Annotated in this window: 20 protein-coding genes and 3 pseudogenes; 13 read left to right on the top strand and 10 right to left on the bottom strand. The window is 47.8% G+C overall.

Annotated elements, in window-relative coordinates:
* Positions 1 to 156: 156 nt before the first annotated feature.
* A complete protein-coding gene (locus ACTQ34_RS14960; RefSeq protein ID WP_441364506.1) occupies positions 157 to 1,287 on the bottom strand; it encodes an MGDG synthase family glycosyltransferase in 1,131 nt (376 codons plus the stop codon).
* Between the two features lie 66 nt (positions 1,288 to 1,353).
* Positions 1,354 to 1,629, bottom strand: a complete 276-nt coding sequence (locus ACTQ34_RS14955) for a SpoVG family protein (protein ID WP_441364505.1) — start codon at positions 1,627 to 1,629, stop codon at positions 1,354 to 1,356.
* A 170-nt stretch (positions 1,630 to 1,799) separates the two neighbouring features.
* Between ACTQ34_RS14955 and murC the strand changes: the two genes are divergently transcribed.
* The 10 genes and pseudogenes from murC to ACTQ34_RS14905 all read left to right on the top strand — a co-directional run bounded on the left by murC (position 1,800) and on the right by ACTQ34_RS14905 (position 11,224).
* Positions 1,800 to 3,170, top strand: coding sequence for a UDP-N-acetylmuramate--L-alanine ligase (gene murC, locus ACTQ34_RS14950; protein ID WP_441364504.1), 1,371 nt, complete (start codon positions 1,800 to 1,802; stop codon positions 3,168 to 3,170).
* A 173-nt stretch (positions 3,171 to 3,343) separates the two neighbouring features.
* Positions 3,344 to 3,955: an AAA family ATPase gene (locus tag ACTQ34_RS14945; RefSeq protein WP_441364503.1), complete on the top strand. Its 612-nt coding sequence runs from the start codon at positions 3,344 to 3,346 to the stop codon at positions 3,953 to 3,955.
* Positions 3,956 to 4,355: 400 nt separating this feature from the next.
* A pseudogene (locus ACTQ34_RS14940) lies at positions 4,356 to 4,540 on the top strand (helix-turn-helix domain-containing protein).
* A gap of 695 nt (positions 4,541 to 5,235) precedes the next feature.
* On the top strand, positions 5,236 to 6,231 hold the full coding sequence (locus tag ACTQ34_RS14935) for a DUF3137 domain-containing protein (RefSeq protein WP_441364502.1): 996 nt from the start codon (positions 5,236 to 5,238) through the stop codon (positions 6,229 to 6,231).
* A gap of 1 nt (position 6,232) precedes the next feature.
* Positions 6,233 to 7,087: a DUF1266 domain-containing protein gene (locus ACTQ34_RS14930; RefSeq protein WP_441364501.1), complete on the top strand. Its 855-nt coding sequence runs from the start codon at positions 6,233 to 6,235 to the stop codon at positions 7,085 to 7,087.
* Positions 7,088 to 7,205: 118 nt separating this feature from the next.
* Positions 7,206 to 7,940 (top strand): LemA family protein, encoded by a 735-nt coding sequence (locus ACTQ34_RS14925; protein ID WP_441364500.1) that lies wholly within the window; start codon positions 7,206 to 7,208, stop codon positions 7,938 to 7,940.
* A gap of 546 nt (positions 7,941 to 8,486) precedes the next feature.
* The gene (locus ACTQ34_RS14920) at positions 8,487 to 8,972 is read left to right on the top strand and encodes a DUF7004 family protein (RefSeq protein WP_441364499.1); all 486 of its coding nucleotides are present in this window, start codon (positions 8,487 to 8,489) and stop codon (positions 8,970 to 8,972) included.
* A 420-nt stretch (positions 8,973 to 9,392) separates the two neighbouring features.
* The gene (locus ACTQ34_RS14915; protein ID WP_441364498.1) at positions 9,393 to 10,214 is read left to right on the top strand and encodes a DNA-methyltransferase; all 822 of its coding nucleotides are present in this window, start codon (positions 9,393 to 9,395) and stop codon (positions 10,212 to 10,214) included.
* A gap of 96 nt (positions 10,215 to 10,310) precedes the next feature.
* On the top strand, positions 10,311 to 10,844 hold the full coding sequence (locus ACTQ34_RS14910) for a GDSL-type esterase/lipase family protein (RefSeq protein WP_441364497.1): 534 nt from the start codon (positions 10,311 to 10,313) through the stop codon (positions 10,842 to 10,844).
* Positions 10,841 to 11,224 carry a rhodanese-like domain-containing protein gene (locus ACTQ34_RS14905; RefSeq protein WP_441364496.1) on the top strand — a complete coding sequence of 128 codons (384 nt, stop codon included), beginning with the start codon at positions 10,841 to 10,843 and terminating at the stop codon, positions 11,222 to 11,224. Before ACTQ34_RS14910 ends, ACTQ34_RS14905 begins: the two co-directional genes overlap by 4 nt.
* A gap of 446 nt (positions 11,225 to 11,670) precedes the next feature.
* Here ACTQ34_RS14905 and ACTQ34_RS14900 read toward each other — a convergent pair whose 3' ends face one another.
* Complete coding sequence (locus ACTQ34_RS14900) at positions 11,671 to 12,345, bottom strand: alpha/beta hydrolase (protein WP_441364495.1); 675 nt, start codon at positions 12,343 to 12,345, stop codon at positions 11,671 to 11,673.
* Positions 12,346 to 12,513: 168 nt separating this feature from the next.
* Between ACTQ34_RS14900 and ACTQ34_RS14895 the strand changes: the two are divergent.
* Both ACTQ34_RS14895 and ACTQ34_RS14890 read left to right on the top strand, forming a co-directional pair.
* A pseudogene (locus ACTQ34_RS14895) lies at positions 12,514 to 12,750 on the top strand (hypothetical protein); the annotation flags it as partial.
* The gene (locus tag ACTQ34_RS14890; RefSeq protein WP_441364494.1) at positions 12,751 to 13,134 is read left to right on the top strand and encodes a (deoxy)nucleoside triphosphate pyrophosphohydrolase; all 384 of its coding nucleotides are present in this window, start codon (positions 12,751 to 12,753) and stop codon (positions 13,132 to 13,134) included. It begins immediately after the preceding pseudogene.
* A 426-nt stretch (positions 13,135 to 13,560) separates the two neighbouring features.
* Here ACTQ34_RS14890 and ACTQ34_RS14885 read toward each other — a convergent pair whose 3' ends face one another.
* The 7 genes and pseudogenes from ACTQ34_RS14885 to ACTQ34_RS14855 form a co-directional block, all read right to left on the bottom strand.
* Positions 13,561 to 14,160, bottom strand: coding sequence for a TetR/AcrR family transcriptional regulator (locus ACTQ34_RS14885; RefSeq protein WP_441364493.1), 600 nt, complete (start codon positions 14,158 to 14,160; stop codon positions 13,561 to 13,563).
* A 19-nt stretch (positions 14,161 to 14,179) separates the two neighbouring features.
* The gene (locus ACTQ34_RS14880) at positions 14,180 to 14,542 is read right to left on the bottom strand and encodes a dihydropteridine reductase (protein WP_441364492.1); all 363 of its coding nucleotides are present in this window, start codon (positions 14,540 to 14,542) and stop codon (positions 14,180 to 14,182) included.
* Between the two features lie 288 nt (positions 14,543 to 14,830).
* Positions 14,831 to 14,950 (bottom strand): annotated as a pseudogene (locus ACTQ34_RS14875) (DUF3795 domain-containing protein); the annotation flags it as partial.
* Positions 14,947 to 15,582, bottom strand: coding sequence for a GyrI-like domain-containing protein (locus ACTQ34_RS14870; protein ID WP_441364491.1), 636 nt, complete (start codon positions 15,580 to 15,582; stop codon positions 14,947 to 14,949). The pseudogene ACTQ34_RS14875 and the gene ACTQ34_RS14870, both read right to left, overlap by 4 nt.
* A 2-nt stretch (positions 15,583 to 15,584) precedes the next feature.
* Positions 15,585 to 15,908 carry a TfoX/Sxy family protein gene (locus ACTQ34_RS14865; protein WP_441364490.1) on the bottom strand — a complete coding sequence of 108 codons (324 nt, stop codon included), beginning with the start codon at positions 15,906 to 15,908 and terminating at the stop codon, positions 15,585 to 15,587.
* Position 15,909: 1 nt separating this feature from the next.
* Positions 15,910 to 16,818: a helix-turn-helix transcriptional regulator gene (locus tag ACTQ34_RS14860; protein WP_441364489.1), complete on the bottom strand. Its 909-nt coding sequence runs from the start codon at positions 16,816 to 16,818 to the stop codon at positions 15,910 to 15,912.
* Between the two features lie 529 nt (positions 16,819 to 17,347).
* Positions 17,348 to 18,226, bottom strand: coding sequence for a hypothetical protein (locus ACTQ34_RS14855; protein ID WP_441364488.1), 879 nt, complete (start codon positions 18,224 to 18,226; stop codon positions 17,348 to 17,350).
* A gap of 178 nt (positions 18,227 to 18,404) precedes the next feature.
* Here ACTQ34_RS14855 and ACTQ34_RS14850 point away from each other — a divergent pair, with 178 nt between their 5' ends.
* Positions 18,405 to 18,839: a hypothetical protein gene (locus ACTQ34_RS14850; protein WP_441364487.1), complete on the top strand. Its 435-nt coding sequence runs from the start codon at positions 18,405 to 18,407 to the stop codon at positions 18,837 to 18,839.
* Positions 18,840 to 18,908 lie beyond the last annotated feature (69 nt).

Raw genomic sequence — 18,908 nt, 5'->3', positions numbered from 1 at the left:
GTTGGTTGTGGAAGGAGAAGTCTTCTCCATTCATGTTTGTACTTTTTTGGCCTTTATACGCCAGAAACCCGGCTTATGCCTGACGCATAGGCCGGGTTTCTCGACAGACTGCGGCGAAGGACATTTTTTGTCCTTCGCCGTTTTGGCTAGAAAGATTTATTTGTTGTGCAGAACGAACTCTGCCAGTCGCTCGGTTGCATCCGGGTGTGCAATAGCCTGCATGGTCTGACGCACGGTTTGCAGACGAACCGGATTGCGAAACAGCTCGTATACTGCTTCGTCGATCGGGAAGTGCTTGGTGATCAGAGCAGCCATGCCATTGTTTACTAGGAACTCTACGTTGCGTTCCTCGTGTCCAGGAATGGGGTCGACCAACAGCATGGGCAGGTTTTTGGCGAGCGCCTCGGAAACGGTCAATCCACCCGGCTTGGAGACGATGCAGTCGGATGCGCTCATCATCACCTCGACATTATGCACAAAGCCATATGGTTTTACCACGCAATCGCCCTCGTAACGGGAGGCGAATTGTTCGACGCGCAGCTGCATTTTCTTGTTGTTACCGCAGACTACAAGCAGTTGGAGCGGAATACCGATGGAGGTCAGCTTTTCCAGAATTTTGACATGGTCGGCATAACCCATGCTGCCGCCCATGAGGAGCAGCGTGCGCATGTTCGGGTTAATGTCAAGCTGTGCTGCGGCATCCGCTCGTGATAAGGTTTGGTTAAATTTGGGATGCACGGGAATACCAAGGGGCAGAATGCGCCGCTCTGGAATGCCACGTTTGACGCAGCGGAAGGTGAGTAGTTCGCTTGCTGTGACAATATACTGTACGCGCGGTACATCTTCCCAATAGGGGTGCAGGGTATAGTCGGTCACAATGCCGATGGTCGTGATATCATCAAGCTTTTTGCGTTTTTTCAGCTCATCAACCATTTGCGCCGCAAAAATATGCGTGCAGATGATGGTGTCGGGAGCATAGCCTGCGAGTACCTTGGCAAATTTGGAAGCCCCCAGCGCATTGATGATATTGATGATGCTTGGGGCGCTAGAGAAATAGCTTGCTCCGTTATTTTCGGCAAGCTGATATACCAGACGATACAATGTCTGCATGTGTTTGGACGAAAAAAGATAGCCTTTATCAATGGTATTCTTAATCAGATTACTGATATAGGCATAAACGTCCAGCGTATGCACTTCCGCGCCTTTACTGGTCAGCATATCGCCGATGGCTTTGGCCGTGGCATGGTGGCCATAACCTGCGGTGACGGATAAAATCAAAACTCTCATAACCGGTGTCTCTCCTTGTTCAAGAGTTATTTTACCGCATCGGCGCGAAAAATGCAAACCAAACCGTCAACAAGAGGCGGATTGTTCGTGGGAGAGGGTAAGATAGGCGTCGAGTACCTGCTGCTCCAGCGCTTTGCGCAGCGCGCCGCCGACCGGATGCGCAATATCACGGAAACGTCCATCCGGCATGCGGCGGGATGGCATGGCGAGGAACAGCCGGTCATGCCCAGCAATAATTTTGATGTCATGCACCGCCAGCACACCATCAAAGGTGACGGAAACCAAGGCTTTGAGCTTACCGGACGGTTCAATGTGGCGGAATTTAATGTCGGTGATTTCCATGGGATACTCCTTTTTGAGTCCGAACAGGGATTTTGGTTTGTTTGACTCTTTTCATTTTAACAAAACTATACTATAATATACCTTGTCTGGTAAGAATAAATACAAAGCTGCGGAGCGAGCGGATATCTTCGTTCCCTGGCAAAAAGTACAAAACGGGAGGCTTTGGGGAAATGGCCCTGTCTATCAAGCCCTATATTGAGAATAAGGAAAAAATACACCTGATTGGCATCGGCGGCGTATCGATGAGTTCGCTAGCAGAGCTGCTGCTGAGTTGGGGAGTGCCGGTGAGCGGTTCCGATCGGTTGAAAACCGATGTGACGGCTCGGTTGGAGGCTCTGGGCGCAAAAATCGTTTATGAGCACAAGGCGGAGAACGTGGAAGGCGTATCACTCATTGTGCGCACGGCTGCTGTGCATGACGATAATCCGGAAATTGCCCGCGCGCATGAACTCGGTATTCCGGTGATGGAGCGTGCGGAGGCGTGGGGACATCTGATGCGCGACTATGAAAATGTGGTCTGTCTGGCGGGTACACATGGCAAGACCACGTCCACTTCCATGATGACTCTGATGACGATGGAAGCGCAGATGGATCCGACCGTCATGGTCGGCAGCAATCTTCCTGCGATTGGTGGTACGTTGCGTATTGGTGGCAAGGGCTGCTTTGTGGCGGAAAGCTGCGAATACTGCAATTCCTTCCTGTCTTTTGCGCCGACGGTCGCCGTTGTACTCAATGTGGAAGAAGATCATCTGGACTTTTTCAAGGATATCAATGATATTATTCATTCGTTCCGTGCGTTTGTTGAGCTGACGCCGATGAACGGACTTGTGGTTGTCAACGGAGATGACCCGAATGCCATGCGCTGTGTGGATGGGCTGGATCGCCATATCCGTACGTTTGGCCTGAATGACGGTGCAAATGTGCGCGCAGTGGATATCAGCGACGTTAACGGCTATTATCGTTTTACTGTGCTGGTGGATGGCGCACCCTATGCTAAAGTAGAACTTTCCGTTCCTGGACGGCATAATATGCTTAATGCATTAGCGTGCTGTGCTGCGGCTGAATTCCTTGGTGTGCCTGGTGATGCAGCGGAGCGTGGATTAAATCGTTTTACCGGTTCTTCGCGCCGGTTCCAGCTGGTTGGCAAAATGCCGAACGGCGCAACCGTGGTAGATGACTATGCGCATCATCCGAGTGAGATGAAGGCAACCTTATCTACGGCCAAGGAAATGCATTTCGATCGCATCTTGTGTGCTTTCCAGCCACACACCTATACGCGCACCAAAGCGCTTTTCTCCGAATTTGTCGAAGCGCTCCGTATGTGTGATCAGGCGATTCTGGCACCCATTTATGCGGCGCGTGAACAGAATACGATTGGAATATATTCTTCCGATTTGGCAAAGGAAGTGCCCGGTGCAATTGCGCTGGACAGCTTCGAGGAGATTGCGGATTATCTGCGTCGGGAAGCTGGGCCGAACGACCTTGTGCTGACTATGGGCGCAGGAAATATCAATGCGGTGGGGCCGATGCTCATCAAATAAGTGCAAAAAAAGCGCTGCGAAGTGAATTTCGCAACGCTTTTTATATGCATGTGCAAAAATACCGTTTGCAAAAAATTCTCAAATGATCTTGACAAAAATTATAAAATGGTGCATACTGATAACACAAAGTATTATGCAATTTGTATAATAAGAGTCAGTAAGGAGGGTGCGTTATGAATAACAATCTGATCATCACTATTGGCCGTGAATATGGTACCGGAGGCAGGGAGATCGGCCAGAAACTCGCGCTCCGCCTTGGCATTCCGTTTTATGACCGGGAATTAATCACCCGTGCGGCGAAAAAGACTGGTTTTGATGAAAAACTGTTTGAGCAACTCGATAAGCGTGCAACCAACAGCTTTTTGTATTCTCTGACGATGTTTGGTTCGGTTGGTCTTAATGGAATGAGCCTGACCGATCAGCTATATTTGGCACAGTCCAATATCATTCGTGAGATGGCGGAGGATTCGCCGTGTGTCATAGTCGGTCGGTGTGCAGATCATGTGCTGCGTGATTTCCCCAATAAATTTGATTTCTTTATCCATGGCTCTATTGAGGATCGCGTAAAACGAATCCAGACTTGTGGGGACTATGAGATTGAAGGAAAGACCCCGGAAGCTGCGCTTGAGAAGATGGATAAACAGCGTTCTACTTATTATAATTACTACACCGGAAAGGTGTGGGGCAAGTGTGATCACTATGACCTGTGTGTCAATGCGGGTCGTTTGGGCGTAGAGTATTCGACGGATATTATTTTGGAGTATGTCAACCGTCTGAAGAAATAATTGTCCAATATGGGAGAGAAAAGAGAGGAAATGGAAAGCCGCGCCAATAGGGCGTGGCTTTCCATTTTTTGATATTTGTGGAGCAGTCAAAATTAGCTGCCAGTTTCTATCTAGTCACAATGTCATCATCATGACCCGGAACATTTGAGAACTTCCACCAAGAATCTTTAGACACGCTGCACCGGACGGATGCCCATACGTTTGCGGGGGTGTAAATCTTCACTAGATCGGAACTGATGGAAACGCAGTGCAGACGGAACCGGCGGTGCGGTCGAGAAATATTGTGGAAACACAAGATTTTTACTATAATAGTGGCAGAGCATTTGACGATGGAAAGAATAGCGGGATACCTAGGTACATCAGCTATCAGGCGCTATAAACTACCTTAAAGGAGTGCGGCATGAGGAAAGAGGACTTGCGGCTGGCCGCCGGTCTTACCACTAATATGATCGCCAACATGGGCGAGGGAAACATATCAGCATGGAAACGCTGCTGCGGATCTGTAAGGCTCTAAATTGTGATATTTCAGATGTGATAGTTTTGGATCTGGATGAAGATTTTGCAACTGAAACTAGGAAGAGTTAGATAAAATGCTTGAATCAATTTTCACACTATTTGAAGGTTTTAAGAAAGCCATGGTTAGTTTTTGATGACTTTAGTGTAACCTCTATTTGCCCACCATCGGGCCAGGCTGATCCGAATCAGACAACTGCGCACCAGCCGCTCCGCTGGGACATAGAGTAGATTGCATAGACCTGCCCCCAACCTCTAGACATATTGTTCAGCCAGCGGGCAGTAAAGGGAAAAACAGGGGGTTATATGGTTTTTTGATAAGCAAAAAGGCAAAAAGAGAGACAAAGGGTTTGTTTATGAAAAGTTAGAAGAAAATCTCATATTAGATAAAAATGTTTTATATCTGAATCGCTTATGTGGTGTAGAGCAGGCTCCGGTAAAGACAGCAACATGGCATATCATAGATGGCGATGGAGCAGAGGATGACCCGGATATGCTTTGCCTAGATATCACATTTGGTACTGAAAACGGCTTGCACGAAGATACGGCAACGCTGAAGGCAGAGCCAATATGGGGGATTCAGTTCCATACGGTTGAAATTGATGTTAGTGCATTACAGCTGGTTTTTTTGGAACAGCCCCATGTGCTAATCGCCAAGATTTACAGTATGAAAGAGAAAAGATTTTATGTAGTGGAGGGGAAAACAGGATTTGAAGATGTAATGATAGGGGACGGGACAAAGGACAAACAAATGAAGGAGAGTGAACATGGAATTTGCAGAGCAGAATATCAGCGGTGTCAAGCTGGAAAAGCTGCGGCAGGATGCTGTAAAAAAGACGAAAATCATGCGGTGGATTTTGCCTGTATGCCTGGTTCTGTTTGTGGGGCTTGCTTTGGCAGGAAAGTGGTACATATTTCTCAGGCTGGGCGAATATGGCTGGAGCGGTCCAGCTGTTCAAGGGGCGTTTTATGGGTTGCTCGCCAACTTGATGCTGGCTGTTATTCTGGCGTGTGTGGTTTTTGTGTTTTATAAGATACTTGTATGGCAGAGAGCCTATGACCGTTTTAATTTTAGCTTTAAGAATAAGTATGTGCTCGAAACTTTGACGCAGCTGCCAGGTTTTTCCGAACTGCATTATCATGCTGGGGGCGGTTTTTCCTATGATGAGATGGATCGGATGAATCTGATTCCCAAGGGGGTCCAGGTGTTTTATCAGTCCACCGACGAGTTGACCGGTCTGTTGGACGGGGTGCGGTTCCGCAGCAGCAATGTCAAGACTGGGAGAAAGGCCAGAGGCCGCCGATCGCTGCCGGACATTCTGTTTGAGGGGCAGATTATCGCCTTTTCCACCTTTGATGAGCGCAAGCTTAGCAAAGGTTTTGTTCAGGTATTCTCGAAAAAGGCACTCTCTCAGGTCAAGCACACGACGGCTCCACTGAAGATCCACACCGAAAACAGCCTGTTTAATGAGAATTTTGTGGTATTTGCGGAAAATGAGCAAAACGCATTTTATATGCTGACCCCTCCAGTGCTGGAAAAAATCGTCGCTTTTCAGGAGGCCATGGAAGGACTGGTCTATCTTGCTTTTTACCAGTCTGCCCTGTATGTGACCTGCAGCCAGTTCCGTAACCCCTTTGACGCTTACATTGACATCCCTGTGGAGGAACAGCGCCGGCAGATCGAGAAGGACATCGAGATCTTGTGCAGTGCACGGGAAATTCTGGTGCAAGTCAGCAAAGAGAAAGAGGAGGGAAGCGATTGAAATGGAAGGATTGCTTGCATGCCTTGTGACCGTCGTGGTGGGGCTGATCTTGGCGGGAATTGCCTATCATATCTGGAAGCCGCGGGAAAAGAGGATTGAAACCAACAATCCATTGTCGCCCACGTTGCGGTGGATGAATACGGCGGCCTCGATCCTTGTGGTTGCCAATCATGGTAATTTCCGCAATATGGCAGGGATATTCTATCCCGGTTATGAGAAACAACCAGATTGGGTGCAGAAGGTTCAGCGGATGCTGCGGGAGTATTGGGGAATTGAAACACACGATAAAGCTATGGAGGAGATGCAGTCCTTGTTGGATACCGGGATGCGCGCCCAGTATGGAAGAGATATGAGCATGCTGGAAACTCGGTATGCTGGCTATTCTGAGGAAGCGTTGATTCACGAAGCTAGAAAGCAAAACCCTAAAGCCGATGAAGATAGCTATCTTCCCAAAATGCTGATGGCCTACCGGCGACACGGTGAAAACGCCCTACTGGGCTGGGACATGGGTCGGGCGGCCTTTGTGATCCAAAGTTGTTATTTTGCGGGGTATGTCACCATGGAAGAGGTGCTGGAAATTGGAGTGGAAGCGGGGAAAAAAGCCCAGGCAGTATTCCACAACTGGGAAGAGATGATGGAGAGCTATCTGCTGGGCGGCCAGTACTGGCAGCACGATGACAAGGGAGACCCCAAGTCGATGACAGCCAAACGCTGGAAAATATATCAAAAACTGTGGTGTGGAGATACCTTCTTTCGGGAGTCACCGTATCTGTCGATTCCGTTTGACCTGCCGTTGTCCAAGAAAATCATCACCGATCAATACGGCATTCTGCCGGAATACCAAAAAAAGAAATAGAGCAAACATCCTGCTCCACTTTTGGACATATGGTTCAGCCAATGGGTATTGACTGTGAAACTATATAATAAATGGGTTATGCAAAAACTCATGTACACTACAGAAAAGGGGAATCAAGATGAAACTTCTATGGTTGTTGGCAGCAGTGGTGGCTGTGGTGATTGTCTGCTACATCAGGATGTTTAACCGGTTGCGGCGGCTTTCGATAAAAGTGGAGGAAGGCAGTGCTGGTATCGACGTGGCACTGGAAAAACGGTACGACCTGCTTTCGGAAGAACTGGAAGCGGTCAAAAAGTATCTGCAGCACGAGCAAGAGGTATACCTTGGAGTGACAACGCTCCGAGCGGGCAAAGAGCTGAACGAAGCGGCCTTCCAAGAGAAGAAGGCACTGTCGGAGGAAGCCGTCGAAACCATTCGAAAAACCATTGATGAGCAACAAAAGACGATGCTTGAGCTCAAGAGTCAGCTGAAGCAGACGGACGTGACTGGGGAGGGAAACCTTCCGTTGGGAGATGGTGGCCTTGTGGGTCACCAGGTGAGTCTGGATCGGAAGCTGGGATTGCTGGCTTCGGTGCAGCAGGGACTGACGGGGGTGACATCCGCCATCAACGCCCTAGTCGAGCAGTATCCTTTTCTACACTCCTCTGGGTCGATGGCCCATTTCCAGCGGGATATCTTCGATGTGGAGGAGCATCTGCAAGCGGCGCGGCGGCTTTACAATTCCAATGTGTCTTTGTATAACCAGTGGGTCGACGCATTCCCTTATCTGATTGTGGCCAAGCTCCACAGGATGAAGGAAGCCCGGTTCTACACCGTGGAAGAAAAGAAAAAGAACTTTGAAGTGAGGTTTTAAACAGGATAGAATAAGCTCCGGGAGACAAACATGGATACAGTTAACTCCTTGTCGTCGACTTTGCAGTGGATGCACACAGTAGCGGGGAGAACTGCTGACATCCAACAAAGGCGATTTTCGCTGGATGGCGGAGGGCCTGCGAGACGATGACTTATGTCAGAGTCCCCTTTGATTTGCTGCTGTCCACCAAGATCATACGGCTGGGTGAGCTGAAGAGTTTCAAGAGAAACCAGAATGGTCATGTTCGAAACATAACATCAGCGGGGGGCTGGATCGGATGAGGCAGAAAGTATACCGCCGCGCTAAAATCGGCAAGGGCAGCGCTGAAGCATTTATGCTGCCGAAGAAATCTTACCCTAGAGGCAGCTTTGTACGGGGTGCAGGAAATGACGGCAGAATAGCTGCTGGGAGTTGCGGCCCGGGAGTCCTTATCCATTTTCGAGTTCTTCGTTGTCTGGCTGATTAATATGTGGTACAAACATATAGATTACGTTTCCGGTATGTCCGATTTGTGTAGGTTCATTCTGATGCAGGGAGGTTTTGTAATTGGGTCAGGAAATTAAACGGTTTCAAGATCGTTCATATTTGGAATATGACAGAGGAAAATTTGATGAGTGGTGTGTATATCTGACGCACCCTGATGGAAGTCGTCGCCCTCCAAGAGATGTGGATTATTTTGCTGATTTAAAAGCACTCTCGGAAAAGTACGGTACAAATCGAGTATACCAAGACTATGTTCGGGTCTATGAAATGACAAACAAGCAGGTGAGTGAGCAGGTTCTTAAATTCATTTCCCAACTTGCTGAAAGATATGGCATCGATGCCTTGGAAGTGGATATAATATTTTCTGTTTTATATCTGGCAATGATTGCAGAAGAGCAGAAACAATATACACGGCTCGGAAAAAGAATAAAACGACTTGGGATACATGCATTACTTATTGAAAAGCGGTCAGTGCAGGACTCGGCAAACTTTATGCGTGGTATGGGGTGGCGTGATATAGATGCATTGTGCAGAGCGAGGGGGTTCTGAAGCCCAAATATTCCAAAACACAAAATGGCAATTTTCTCTCAGATGAGGGTGCCTGTAATGATGCAAGAATGTGAGTTGTTATTTTTCTGACAAATAAAATTCCAGGAAAGAAGGAAAGAAAATGACGTATCCAAGTACGTTTAGTCATTTAAAATGTATATGCGTGCCAAGATGCCATGGAGCAAGAAATAGATGGAGTTCATTTTGAGGTGGACTTGCCCATGGACCACATTCTTAAAACCACCAAATGGTTATTCATTGAGTCGGTTTAACGCTCTTGCGGGCATTCGATTCGATGATTTTTTCTCAGAACGATTTGAAGATCAGCATGGATGGATTTATCCATACGGCTAATGGGAAGTATATGTAAAAGTAAATTGAAAAACAAAGGTATTGACACAATTACTATGGTGAAGGTGAATGAAAAATTTTTTCTTTGGAAGCATCAAGCCTTATTATGAAACAGAAGCTGAGATGCTGGTGCTCGGAGATACATTTTCCGTCCTTGAACAAATAAAACCGGGTTCTATCGATATGATATTTGCCGATCCTCCATATTTTTTGAGCAATAATGGCATAACCTGCCAAGCAGGACAGATGGTTTCGGTCAATAAAGGTGAATGGGATAAAACATCATCGTTTGAAGAAAAACATGAGTTCAACCGAAGATGGATAAGGCTCTGCAAAAGCGCTCTGTCAACAAATGGAACAATTTGGGTTAGCGGGACGCTGCATAACATTTACAGCGTTGGTATGGCTCTTGAACAAGAAGGGTTTAAGATTATCAACAACATAACATGGCAAAAAACAAATCCTCCCCCTAATTTGGCATGTAAATGTTTTACGCACAGTACAGAAACAATTATATGGGCGCAAAAAGATGAAAAAAAAGCAAAACACTATTTCGACTATGCACTCATGAAGGAGTTAAATGGCGGCAAGCAGATGAAGGATGTATGGAGTGGTCCGTTGACACCTCAAAAAGAAAAAACTTACGGTAAGCATCCAACACAAAAACCACTATATCTTCTTGAAAGAATAATTTTGGCGTCCACAAATGAGGGAGCAGTAGTTTTAGATCCATTCTGTGGTAGTTCCACAACAGGAGTAGCTGCGAAGAGACTTGGACGAAGATACATTGGGATAGACAATGTACAGGAGTATATTGAATTGTCTACCCGAAGGCTCATTGGCGAGGTGAAAAGCGAGAGGGTTTCATGCATGGAGCCGAAATATGTGTGATGAAATGCTCAGAATAGCGGAAAGAAATCAAGTATCATTACGGAAGAAGAAAGTATCAGACTGCGTCAAAATCGAGGGAGAGGGAGAGCGTGTAAAATGAAAATCATTTGCTTTGGAGATTCTAACACCTACGGCTTCGATCCCCGCTCTTGGTGTGGCAGTCGCTATGCCGAAACCAGCCGCTGGGTGGATCTTCTTGCAGCCAAAACAGGTTGGATGGTTTTCAACATGGGGCAGAATGGTCGGGAGATACCATCTACTGCTCCCGAATTTCCGGCCGACACTGATTTGCTGATTGTTATGTTGGGAACTAATGATCTGCTCGAGGGGCATCGACCGGAGGAGGCAGCAGAAAAACTGGAGCGCTTTCTCTCTGGCATATTTCTGGAGCGAAGTAAGATCTTGTTGATTGCGCCGCCGCCGGTATCTATGGGGGAATGGGTACCCAGTCAGCAATGTATTGACGCTTCTCGCTTGTTTGCGCAATGCTGCCGGTCAGTTGCGGTACAGTTGGGTGTCCGTTTTGCTGATGCCGGAAAATGGGGCATCTCCATGGCCTATGACGGTGTACATTTCACGGAGCAGGGGCATAGAGCCTTTGCTACCGGACTTTTGGAGGTACTGAAATGAAACGACTTTTTCTCGTACTAACCGCCCTTTTGCTCCTGCTCACTGGCTGTGGCGGAAAAGAATCGGACAGCTCGTATCAGCAGATCACGCAGGAGGAAGCCAAGGAGATGATAGACACTCAAGAGGTCATCATCTTAGATGTGCGGGAGCAGGATGAATACGACAGCGGCCACATTCCAGGTGCCGTTCTGTTACCGGTTGGAACCATTGATGAGGACACTGCTGCCGCTGTTATTCCTGAGAAAGACACTTCAGTCTTGATATATTGCCGCAGCGGAAATCGCAGTAAGACGGCTTCTTCAACTCTGGCGGATCTGGGCTATACCAATGTTTACGAATTCGGCGGAATCAATTCTTGGCCTTATGAGATAGAAACATAAAAAACTAATTTAATATGCAAAGTCGGGTTGTGTATTTTGTTTTAGAGTATGAACGTCAAAAAGTAGACAAAAAGAAAAAAGATATTCCCTCAAGACTCTCCTTTTTAAACCGAGCGGTGGGGTTTGCGCGACGGAATCTTGCTCCCAAATGGTTGGAACCATTTTTGGGGGTAGTTAATTTCAACCATTTTACTCTGCTTGCTGATAGGGCGTTTCTGTGTGCTCTGGTGCTGTCTGTGGTCAAACATACAGTCAAAGAACCCTTCTTGAACAGGTGCGACACCAGTTGCCGCCTCCTGTTCAAAAGGGTTCTTTTTCGTGTTCGGATTTGGGGGGTTGTCCCTGTAGGGGGCAGAAAAAGTGCTTTTTCGCTTCCGGAAAATCAGTTTCGGCACTTTATATACTCTATATACGAAGAATACGGTCCAGCGAGAGGAGAACTTGTCTTACCTGCTCAGGAGCCAACAAATGCCCGCAACAATTCGCTCCACTGTATGGTCATAGTGATTGCCTGAATTTAGCTGGAACACTGTGTCAATGCCCTTATCTTGATAAAATGTATGAATCTCTTCTGTGTTCTGTCGGACGCTTTTTAAAATCCGGTTTCTGGTTTTGCTCTCCTTATCTCCTAGAGAAAAGTACATACAGTCCGGCCGACACTTCGGCTCGTGGGAGAAGATATACTCCTTCATGCCGGGAAACCAGAGAGAGCCGGACATGCTGCCCACTCGAGAAAACAGGTCCGTCTGATAGATGGCGTAGAGCGCAAACAGCCCAGCCAGGGAGTACCCTGCAATTCCACGCCAACGAGAGTCTCCGATAATTTCTTTCTCTGCTGTTGGAATGATTTCCTGGGTCAGGAGGCGAATATAGTCATCCGCGCCCCCGATACAGGGCTTGGAGTTCTTGAAAACAGGTGGACTATCCCAGGGCACCATATCGTGGTTCCAGTCCAAATCGCTGATAGACACCAATGTGAACGGCGGACAGCCGGAAATCTGTGTAGCTTCGAATACCTTCCGTCCCTCGCCGGAGAAGGTGTGAAGATAGATTGCCGGGGTGTTGGGAGTGGTAGCTGGAAAGACGGATACAGTTTTACTGCCTTTTTTGAAAATATGCATGTTTGGGTCACCAGGTTTCTATTTTGGTGGTTGTGGTGTTGCTATAATGCTCATTGTACTGCACCGGAGTAAAGTTCTCAAGATATTACTCGTGCTAAGTCCTACGAAATTGTTGTAGAATTTTGGAATTCCAGTTATATTAAATATATGTTTGTAAGAATTATAGCGGATTCACTTACCGTTCAGAGGTATATCTACCATCGGGAGTGCGGAGGAAAGGTACTGCTGTTTGCCTGTCAGTTCAAAACGGACCGGATCACAAGAGGCGCAGCGGCCTATACCTTTCCGGGAATGGAAAATTATGTGAAATATAATGGGAGCAAACACATGAATATTACCTGAAAGTTGATCCGGACTATTCTGACGAAGTTCTTAAAGATAACGAATAAATTGGTGGTGGGATAAATGACTGAAGTAGTTGCAGCTCTGATTTGGAATCAGGACCGGTTCATGATCTGTCAGCGCCCGGCCCACAAGGCCAGAGGGTTGCTTTGGGAGTTTGTGGGCGGAAAAGTAGAGTCAGGAGAAACTAAGAAGCAGGCACTCATCCGGGAATGTCAGGAAGAACTAGCCATTACTCTGGATGTGGGAGAAGTATTTATGGATGTGGTACATGAATACCCGGATTTAACTGTTCATCTTACACTGTTCCATGCATCCATCCGAGAGGGGATCCCGCAGAAATTGGAGCACAATGATATTCGATGGATTCGTGTGGATGAGATTTCTCAATATGAGTTTTGTCCGGCGGATGATGAGATATTGAGGAGACTAAAAGATACCTACTAATTTTTTCACAAACTGGGATATGACCGCATTCTGGAGCTCTTCGAAGCCGATGGCAAAACCCATGTCCGTACAAATCTTTCTGAGGATATATTTTCTGCACTAAAATGAGCGAGAAGGTTGCAGAGTAATCTTTGGAAGAATTGGTCAATTTCCGATTGAGAATGACGGGCGGAAGGTAGCAACCGCTGCTATGGATGCCAAATGATGCATCAAGTGTACTCTTGAGTAATATGTCCGGAAAGGCCTGCTAGTGCGGGAGCTGATAGTACTTGTCATCGAATAATGGCGACAAAGCAAAATTTCACAGTGGATCTCCCAGTTGATATGAGTTGGGACAGCGGATAAAAGGGATAGCCCCAATTGAGGAACACGAAAAAGCACATCGGCAGAATGACGAATGCCATCTGCCGGATGCGCTTTTATACTTTATTGCTCGTGGCTGCCGTTCTTCGGTCGTACACAGGATTCAATGATGTCGTCAATCATCTCTACCTTATCTGCACAGTCTTGCTGTAGCCACTCCTTGATGATAGCAGCGATGCCTTCTACATAGTAGGCAATATAATAGGGACAGTGGTTGGCTGGAATTTCAAACCGCTCCAGAATGGGACTGAGGATGCGCTGCTTCAGTTCCACGTACCGGGTATAGGCCTGCATACTGCCTGGGTTCCGGACTGCTGCTCGGTAGATCTTTTTGTTATCTCTGATGAAACGAAGGTAGGGGAGAAGATATTCCCGGGTGACTAAAACCAGTTCTTCCCGCTCGCGGCTGCTTATGTTGCCCAGAACATTTTCTTCCTGCTGGGGAAAATAGGAGAGAAATCGACGTTGAATCATTTCCAATGTTTCGTTTACCAGGTCGGCGATGGTCTCATAGTGCAGGTAGAAGGTAGAGCGGTTCACGCCAGCCTGATGACAGATCTCCTTGACCGTGATATATTCCAAGTCCTTTTCCTCCAGCAGTGCGATAAGCGCCTCGTCCATCCGTAGGGCGGTATTGAAATATTTGCTTTCGGACTTGTTCATCTGCCGCCCTCCTCTCAATTTACTCTGCTGATTCGCTGATTTCCCGGGCTAACTGCATAATCTCAAAGGCATACTTTTCTTTGCCGGAGCGCAGGAGCTTTTTGTAGATGGGGTAGTTCAGACCCACCCCGACGATGCCCAGAATGCCCAGGAGGATTCCGGCACCTGTCATCAAAATGTAGTCGCCCCCGATCACCTGCATGGAAAGGCACATCCCTACGCCGAGGACTAGGGTCATCCCGATGCCGAAGCTATAGGCGAAGATGATCGCCGTGCGTTTTGCTTTCCAATCCAGTTTTTTTAGGGCAACAACTTTGGAGGTGTCTTTGGGGGCGTATTCGCTGGCAATGGCTTCCGCAAAAATTTTATCTGTGTTCATCATGGTGGTCTCCTCTTAATGCTCAATTCTCTGCAGCTGCTGATGTAATCATAAAGGATTTTGGAGCAAAAGAGAACGACATAACTTGGAATTTATGCCGATTTCAAGAACTGTGTCGTTAAGAAAGACCTGTAATCCGGATACTTGATGAGCTGTTTCCTTGGAAACCGTCATGCGATCATCCTTGCTTCGGTTTCTTGTTTAGCTTTAGGCTGATGCTACGGCGTTCTGCCATATCTTGAAGCAGTTCCACAGCGGCAAGGGCCCGCTCTTTGACTGTCTGCATTGCTAGCTTCGATTGCCTGCTCCGCCGCCGCAGCCGGGACAGTAGCCGCCCAGGTGCATGGAGCACAGGGTGCAGTTGAGCCCGCACAAGGAGAAGCGTGTTTCGGTACGGGTAAAGCCTTTCATAGTACTCTCCTTACCGGGTGCCGGATGACGGTTTTCAGCCGCTCCGGCTTGCACCGGCGAACATCGCTGAGATAGATCTCGTGGTGGAACCGGCCTTCTCCAAAGTCTTTCTCATAGCCTTGGGCCTTGGCGTATTCCTCCATGGTGGCCACGGTGGCAGGCTCATCGTCATAGGGGCCGATGTGCATGCACTGGACGCATAGCCCCTCCTTCCAGGGGAAGAACTCCACCGGAGAAAAATCCTGCCGTTTCTTTTCCATGGCCTCCCGGATGGCCCAGTCAAAGACCTCTTTCGTCACAAACTCCGGCAGGCGGATGATGGAGATCCACTGGAAATCCTTCTTGTGGGTATAGTCCACCCCTTGGACGCCCTCCTGCCACCACAGTCCCTCCAAAGGTGGTACCACATAGTCAAAATACCCCTCCAGCTTGTGTTTGCCGAGTTTGCTCATTTTGATGGTGAAAGCCACGGCATAGAGCATCCCTAGGGCTTGCTTGTAGGCACCGCCGTCCTCGTTGGGATCGCCATGGCCCCGCACTGCCAGGAAGTTCATGGGGGGCACCGTGACGATGCCCGGCGTTTTGGACGGCAGATAGAATTCCTTGTATTCTTTTTTATAGTCAAAGGCCATAGTCATTTCCTCCGATTTTTCGATGACGGATCTTGAAGTGCTAGACATGTGAGGCGGGTGAGAGCAGTCATGGTATCCCGGTCCTCCACATCTTCTACCCAGATATAATTATTGGCTCCCTCGTATGGTGGAGCCTTGGGCAGGTTCGGGAATGTCGCTTCACCCTGCGGAGTGATTTTCACAAAAAACTGGTCGTCACAGATGACGGCGAAGAACACATTGTCGCAGTAGAGTCCGTATTCGCCGAACATCTTCCGGCTGCGGATGGTACCGGCGTCCTGCAGTTGTTCGGCCACATATTGCACAAAATCAGGATGAGATGCCATGTCAATTCCTCCTGTAACGGTCGGCCAATGTTTGACTCAAAACACCGATCCGCTTTCGCAATTCTTCCGGTTCCAGCAGCTCCGCCTTATCCCTGAAGGTCAGAATCCAGCTGATCACGCTGTCTGCGTCGGGAAAGCCACCTGTGAAGCGCAGCCGGCCGTCCGGATCTATGGTGAATCTGTCCGCGCCGTACTCCTCCACCAGCCGCCAGCGGCAGGTGGGATTAAAGAGAACTGTGACCTGATACTTGGTGGGAAAGACTCGCTCCGGCTCCAGATCGGGCAGAGGAGCAGGTCGCGGTTCAAAGGACCCTTGGGAGGTGAGTTCCGTTATGCGGTTCAGCTTAAAGAGACGGAAATCCTCTCGGGTTTGGCACCAGCCCCACACATACCAAGTGGACCAGTGAAAAACAAGATAGTAGGGCTCGACGATTCGAACCGATTCCTCTTTAGGCGAGAAATAGGTAAAGCGAATGACATGGTGCTGCTCAATAGCACTCCGAATCAGCTCAATTTTAGGCGGCAGACTGGTCTTGTACCAAGAGGACAGGTCGATGAGCATGTGGACGCCACTAGGTACCAGCCCACCCGTTCCGGCAGACAGCTTTTCCATCAGTTGAGCGTAGCGGCGGGTGCCGCTGACGCTGTCCAGACTCTGAAGTCCCGCCAGAATGGCCTGCATCTCTGGAGCGGTGAGCACCGTGCGGTCTACCCGATATCCATCCATAATGGATATGCCACCGCCCGCACCCTGGGTGGTGGAGATGGGGATACCCGCCTGACACAGGGATTCGATGTCCCGCTGGATGGTCCGGCGAGACACCTCGAACTGTTCTGCCAGTTCCGGGGCGGTGACCTTCTCCCGCTGGAGTAAGATGGACAGGATACCGATGAGCCGCTCCATCTTCATGGGATGCACCGCCTTTGCTGTATTTAACTGTATTATACCACAGGAACACGACAGCGGACTGTCATGTTTATTTTTGAAAGAAAACATTTTCCTTTCGTAACAAGAATAAAATGTGTGTTTAGAAATTATAGGAAATAAAATATCTATATAAATCAGCGGTGTAATTTCCGTTGTGAACGGTCTTATCGAAATGTATACGACCGGTTGAAAATAAAAAATTCCGTGAAAACAATTTCACGGAATTTTGGTCGGAGTGTAATTATAGGACTTGGAAAAATCCAGTCATATCAATGGTTTGCAAGCAGTAAGCAAGAGGTTTTTATCTAAAAAAATTATTCTTTGAGAATTACGCCGCCCAACGGGACTACGGGCGGCGTTTTCATATATAAACATGAAAGGAACTGGCCCATGGGTTGGGCTCCTAAGTCCCTCGGTTGCATACCCCCGTTACTGGGCCTTTGAGATGCTCTCCAATATGCAAACAAGTAATTATCCCAAGCACATATATACTTTTATCTCGTTGGTTATGTTAGCTTTTTTCATGTTTATTCGATTGTTTGCCCCAATGGAGGAGATATACCAAGTAGCACATAATCAATGTCAATCCAAGGGAAAAAGTAAGAATGGCAAATCTTTTCGCAACAAGATAGAGCTGGTAATTATCTGTTTGGAATGGCGATAGACATAGTGGACAAACAATGTTTATAGCAGAAAATAAAGCAAACAATACCAAGCCGACTTTCATTCCTTTTGGTTTTTCAAGTGCTTTACAACGAGTGGTCTGCTGTTTTTTCTGTAACATAAGATAGGTGATTTTATTATCGGCAGACATCACCCTTTCTTCCGTATCATCATACCATCTTGCAGACGAAATATTTACACCTACACTACGGCTCAAAGCAGATAGGGGTGATTGTTGTTCCTCAAAGTAGTTGCAAATTTTCTCACAGACCTTATACTCAAAATCTTGTGTAAGGCTCCTTGCCACTTTTATCGGGATACCATCTTCGTTCTGTTCATAATCACTACCTTCTGGACTATGTAAGAAGTCAGATAAAATTTCAAGTACTTGTTCGGCTCTATTCCAATATGGTAGCAGAATATCTTTTGATAATCGTGGGCGATTTTCCTCCTTGTATATATCATCAAGTGCAGAGTGACATATCAAGTTGGAAATATTTTCACCTACAAAATCCAGAGCATCATCCTCATCAAGTTGTGCTTGAAGCATATCACGCTCTATTGTGAAAAAATCTATCTCCTCATCGATTTCGGAAATTCGGGTACTTACTTCATCTCGTTCTGCATTTAGTGCAATTAGTTTACTTGCAATAAAACCACCTAAAATTGCTACAATAGACGCAGAACACGCTGCTATTGTCGTTAAAACTGCTGTTAAATCGTACATGATTTCCCAATCCACCATCATTTAGAATGACAATACTATATCATATTTTTCAAGATTCTGCTACCCAAACAGGACTACGGGCGGCGTTTTCATATATCTCAATAAGAAAGGAGGGGGCACCCACACAGGCCAGCCATCGGGCTGGCTTTTTCTATTTCACAACGAAGGAGGTTCTTAGGTGGCTGACGATAAAAAGAATATTCCCGACGCTGGGAAGGTAGACGATTCCCCCAAGCAGGGAAAGATAGAGCCTGCTAAAGCTGCTCCCCCGGCGCAGGATCAGCCCGCCCCGGCCAAGGCGGAGGCCCCCGTGATAGAAGATGCGTCCAAGGTGGTAAAGCCCCCTACGGCGGAGCAGCCGGCTCCGGCAGGTAAGGAGGCTCCCAAAGATAAGGACGCTCCTGCTCCGTCTAAGGAGGGTTCGCCGCCGGGCAAGGGCGAAAAGCAGGCCACGATCCCCGGCATGGGAGATCCTGTCCCCGCTGGAAAAGTGGTGGATTTTACCGCTGCCCGGGATGGGGCGACGAAGGGCAGGCCCCCGGAAAAGGCTGTGGCCCAGGATAAAGACAAGTGGAATAGTCAAGAAAACCGCACACCCAACGAATTCAATTAGGCAACCTGCGCCGGATTTTGCGCCCACCGTGCGCGCTTGCGCAGCGGAGGAAGGTTTTCCTCATTGGCT

The sequence above is a fragment of the Agathobaculum sp. LCP25S3_E8 genome (genome assembly GCF_052117165.1).
Lineage (GTDB): Bacteria > Bacillota > Clostridia > Oscillospirales > Butyricicoccaceae > Agathobaculum.
This window is presented reverse-complemented; position numbering and strand designations above follow the sequence as displayed.

Coding starts and splice junctions, on each gene's coding strand:
- ACTQ34_RS14915 (WP_441364498.1), top strand. CDS start 9,393: ATGAAAAATTTTTTCTTTGGAAGCATCAAGCCTTATTATGAAACAGAA.
- ACTQ34_RS14935 (WP_441364502.1), top strand. CDS start 5,236: ATGGAATTTGCAGAGCAGAATATCAGCGGTGTCAAGCTGGAAAAGCTG.
- murC (WP_441364504.1), top strand. CDS start 1,800: ATGGCCCTGTCTATCAAGCCCTATATTGAGAATAAGGAAAAAATACAC.
- ACTQ34_RS14925 (WP_441364500.1), top strand. CDS start 7,206: ATGAAACTTCTATGGTTGTTGGCAGCAGTGGTGGCTGTGGTGATTGTC.
- ACTQ34_RS14860 (WP_441364489.1), bottom strand. CDS start 16,818: ATGAAGATGGAGCGGCTCATCGGTATCCTGTCCATCTTACTCCAGCGG.
- ACTQ34_RS14955 (WP_441364505.1), bottom strand. CDS start 1,629: ATGGAAATCACCGACATTAAATTCCGCCACATTGAACCGTCCGGTAAG.
- ACTQ34_RS14945 (WP_441364503.1), top strand. CDS start 3,344: ATGAATAACAATCTGATCATCACTATTGGCCGTGAATATGGTACCGGA.
- ACTQ34_RS14865 (WP_441364490.1), bottom strand. CDS start 15,908: ATGGCATCTCATCCTGATTTTGTGCAATATGTGGCCGAACAACTGCAG.
- ACTQ34_RS14930 (WP_441364501.1), top strand. CDS start 6,233: ATGGAAGGATTGCTTGCATGCCTTGTGACCGTCGTGGTGGGGCTGATC.
- ACTQ34_RS14900 (WP_441364495.1), bottom strand. CDS start 12,345: ATGCATATTTTCAAAAAAGGCAGTAAAACTGTATCCGTCTTTCCAGCT.
- ACTQ34_RS14855 (WP_441364488.1), bottom strand. CDS start 18,226: ATGTACGATTTAACAGCAGTTTTAACGACAATAGCAGCGTGTTCTGCG.
- ACTQ34_RS14960 (WP_441364506.1), bottom strand. CDS start 1,287: ATGAGAGTTTTGATTTTATCCGTCACCGCAGGTTATGGCCACCATGCC.
- ACTQ34_RS14905 (WP_441364496.1), top strand. CDS start 10,841: ATGAAACGACTTTTTCTCGTACTAACCGCCCTTTTGCTCCTGCTCACT.
- ACTQ34_RS14890 (WP_441364494.1), top strand. CDS start 12,751: ATGACTGAAGTAGTTGCAGCTCTGATTTGGAATCAGGACCGGTTCATG.
- ACTQ34_RS14910 (WP_441364497.1), top strand. CDS start 10,311: ATGAAAATCATTTGCTTTGGAGATTCTAACACCTACGGCTTCGATCCC.
- ACTQ34_RS14870 (WP_441364491.1), bottom strand. CDS start 15,582: ATGGCCTTTGACTATAAAAAAGAATACAAGGAATTCTATCTGCCGTCC.
- ACTQ34_RS14885 (WP_441364493.1), bottom strand. CDS start 14,160: ATGAACAAGTCCGAAAGCAAATATTTCAATACCGCCCTACGGATGGAC.
- ACTQ34_RS14880 (WP_441364492.1), bottom strand. CDS start 14,542: ATGATGAACACAGATAAAATTTTTGCGGAAGCCATTGCCAGCGAATAC.